The sequence below is a fragment of the Mesorhizobium sp. M4A.F.Ca.ET.050.02.1.1 genome, from assembly GCF_003997725.1.
Lineage (GTDB): Bacteria > Pseudomonadota > Alphaproteobacteria > Rhizobiales > Rhizobiaceae > Mesorhizobium.
This window is the reverse complement of record NZ_RZSG01000669.1, coordinates 1-3,309: the sequence shown is the minus strand read 5'-3', so window position 1 is coordinate 3,309 and position 3,309 is coordinate 1. Positions and strand designations below refer to the sequence as shown.

Annotated in this window: 2 protein-coding genes; both read right to left on the bottom strand. The window is 61.7% G+C overall.

Features of this window, described 5'->3' with window-relative positions; genetic code table 11:
• Positions 1-132 precede the first annotated feature (132 nt).
• On the bottom strand, positions 133-1,560 hold the full coding sequence (locus tag EOA33_RS29045) for an amidase (protein WP_127407211.1): 1,428 nt from the start codon (positions 1,558-1,560) through the stop codon (positions 133-135).
• 68 nt (positions 1,561-1,628) lie between these two features.
• Positions 1,629-2,663 carry an extracellular solute-binding protein gene (locus tag EOA33_RS29040; protein WP_126054389.1) on the bottom strand — a complete coding sequence of 345 codons (1,035 nt, stop codon included), beginning with the start codon at positions 2,661-2,663 and terminating at the stop codon, positions 1,629-1,631.
• Positions 2,664-3,309: the final 646 nt, after the last annotated feature.

Genomic DNA, 3,309 nt, shown 5'->3' with positions numbered 1-3,309 from the left:
GCCCTGCGCTGCGCCATTTTCATCGGCCTTTTCTAGCCCGCGGCGGAACCTCCGGTCCCACAGCCATTCTGTAATATCGGGCGTCCGCCCGCCATAACCGACGCCAGAGAACGGTCGCGCCCCCGGGATTGCTCAAAGCGACGGGCGTGTCCCGGCGCTGTCATACCATTGGCCCTGAGCCGTCTCATAAGCCATCGCGGCGCGAAATACATCGGCATCGCAATAGGTGCGGCCGACAATCTGGATGCCTGTCGGCACGCCACTCGCCGCCTTGCCCGACGGCATGGAAAGCACCGGGCAACGGCTCATCATGTTGAACGGTGTCGTCATCACCCAGCCCAGCGACGCGTTCACCTGCCTGCCGTTGATCTCGACAGTGTCCGTGGTCTGATCGAACTCGGCAGGCACCGCGGGGATAGCGTTCGTCGGGCAGATCAGCACATCGTACTTTTCAAGCAACGGACCCAATGTCTGATACATCCGGGCCGCCACCTCCAGGGTTCCGACAAAGTCCGTGGCCTTCGACTTCTGCCCCTCCTCGGCAAACCGACGCGCATAGCTGGTCATGTCGTCGCCATGCTCCTCGAGCAGTTGCGACAGCGAGGCGCCGAAGAGATGCTCGAGATAGGCCATGCCGGCCTTGAGCACCTCGTCGCCCCAGCCCAGATCGACTTCCTCGACCGTGGCGCCGAGCGAGCGGAAGACATCGCATGCGGCAAGCGTGTTCCTGCGCACATCGGCGTCCACTTCGAAGGAGCCGAGATCCATCGAGAAAGCAATCTTCCAGCCCTTGATGGGCTTGTAATCGAGCGGCAGGCGCAGCTTCGGGCGCAGTGTGGCGATGTCCAGCGGGCTCGGTCCCGCCATGACGTTCTGCAGCAGGATCGCATCCCCAACGTTTCGCGCCAGCGGTCCGGTGTGGCAATAGAAGTCCAGATTGAACGGCGGCTCGTCGGGATTGCGACCGTAGGGCGGCTTGAAACCGACAAGGCCGCAGGCCGATGCGGGGATGCGGATCGACCCGGCGATGTCCGAACCGGTCGCTATCGCGGATGTGCCCGAAGCCAGCGTCGCTGCGGCACCCCCGGACGAACCGCCGGGCGTGAAGTCCGGATTCCACGGATTGCGGGTGACGCCCCACCGCCTCGACCAGGTGTAGCCGGCGCAGCTGAATTCGGGCGTCGCCGTGCGCGCATGGACGATGCCGCCCGCCTTGATGATGCGCTCGTTCATCGTCGAAGTATGGCCGCATACGGCATCCCTGGTCAGCAGCGAGCCATGCGAAGTCGGCTTGCCCTTGATATAGCTCTCATCCTTGATGCCGATCGGCAGTCCTTCGAGAGCTCCGGTCCGGGCGCCCCTGGCGTATTTCGCCTCTGCTTTCCTGGCCAGCTTCATCGCCTCGTCGAAATGCGTGAAGGTGAAGCAGTTGATCGTCTCCTTCGTCGCCTCGGCGCGGTCGATGACCGCCTGCATCAGCTCCACAGGCGAGAGCTGCTTTGCCTTGAACCGCCGCAGCGCTTCGCTCGCCGGCATGTAGCAGAGATCGAGATTGGTCATGGGCAGTCTCCTGCGGTCGGCGGACCGCACGCGGTCCGGCGACTGTGGCCGGAACGGTTTCGGCGCGGCTATTTCTGAAGGTCGGTCCAGATCTTCGTATAAAGCGCCTGCACGTCCGGCGGACAGGCCGGCATGAACTTGCCCTTGGCGGCGAATTCAGCCGGAACCTCGACCTCCGGCGCCCCCTTCATGTCGTCCGGCATGAAGGGCTCGGATCCCTTGATGCCGTTCGCGTAGTGCGCGAAGGCCGAGATCATCGCCGCGTTCTTCGGATCCATGATGAAGTTCTGGAACAGCTTGGCGTTCTCGACATTCTTTGCGTCCTTGAGAACCGCGACATTGTCCATCCAGATCGGATAGCCTTCCTTCGGATAGCCATAGACGATCTTGTCGTTCTCCAGCCGCTCGCGCAGCGATATGCCGTTCCAGTTCACGCCGGCCGCGATGTCGCCCCTGCCGAGGCCATCGACGGCCGCATAATCGAAGGAAAGCCATTTCGCCTTGGCCTCGACCAGCTTGTCACGCACCTTTTTCAGCACCTGCTTGTCGTCGGTGCAGTATTCGCCGCCGAAATAGGAGATGGTGAGGAAAAGGATGTCGCCCATCTCCGGCACGACATTGATCTTGCCGACGAGCTCGGCGGGCGGGTCGAGGAAAATTGCCGACGTGTTCGGGTCGCCGGAATACACCGACTTGTTTACAGACACACCGGTCGTGCCCCACTGCCATGGAACGGTGTATTTGCGGCCTGGATCGAACGGAACGTCGACCCATTTTGGATCGACGTTCTTGAAGTTCTCCATCTTGTTGGGGTCGGTCTCCAGCAGCAGCCCTTCGCTTATCCAGATCGGCATGACACTGGCCGATGGCACGACGATATCGTAGCCCGAAGCGCCTTGGCGCACCTTGGCCAGCGCTGTGTCGTTCGAGTCGTAATCGGTGACAGTCACCTTGACCTTGTAGGTCTCCTCGAACTTCTTGATGAGGTCGGGGTTAGTGTAGTTGCCCCAATTGTAGATGTTGAGCTCGCCGTCGGCGCGGGCCATGCCCGTCGCGGCCATCAGCGACAGCCCGGCGGCCGTCGCGGTCGATTTCCAGTTCATGCTGCTTCTCCCATTGTTGGGACCGGCCACAAATGCGGCCTCGGTCCAATGAAGATAGTTCCCGTTCCGTGGCCATTCACCGGCGGACGCCAGCTGGCCAACTCAATGCAAGGAATAACTATGACTAAACATACAGTCAACATCTTTTAGGCGACATTACCCAGTTGGCCCGTTGAAGGCACAATCGCTGATTGGGGCGGCAAGCACCCTGCCAGAGGCCTCTTTCGGCCATCGGCAACCGGAATTGACGCGCCGATGCGCCGGCGAACGTGTCATGTATCGTCAAACGCGAGGCCATAGACGGATTGGGCAAGCTTCGGCGTGAACAGCCGCGGCTTACAGGGTCGGGGGTTATTCGCCTTTTTCTGACGGCAGTGCTGTTGATGACCATGGCGCTCTTCCTCGCCGCGCGCGGCGAGGAGCGTATCGCCTTGGTCGTCGCCGGTCCGACCTATGACGGTTCGCCGGCCTAAGCCAATGCCAATGGCAGCGCCGAGCGGATCGCGGCGAGCTTGCGGGAGGTCGGCTTCACAGTCCGGCTACCGAGTGACTGCGAGTATCGAACCGGGATGCAGTCCATCAGGCCCAGCCTACAGGAGTTGATGACAACGGAGGCGAATTCCGCACCACAGGGCTTGGGCATATG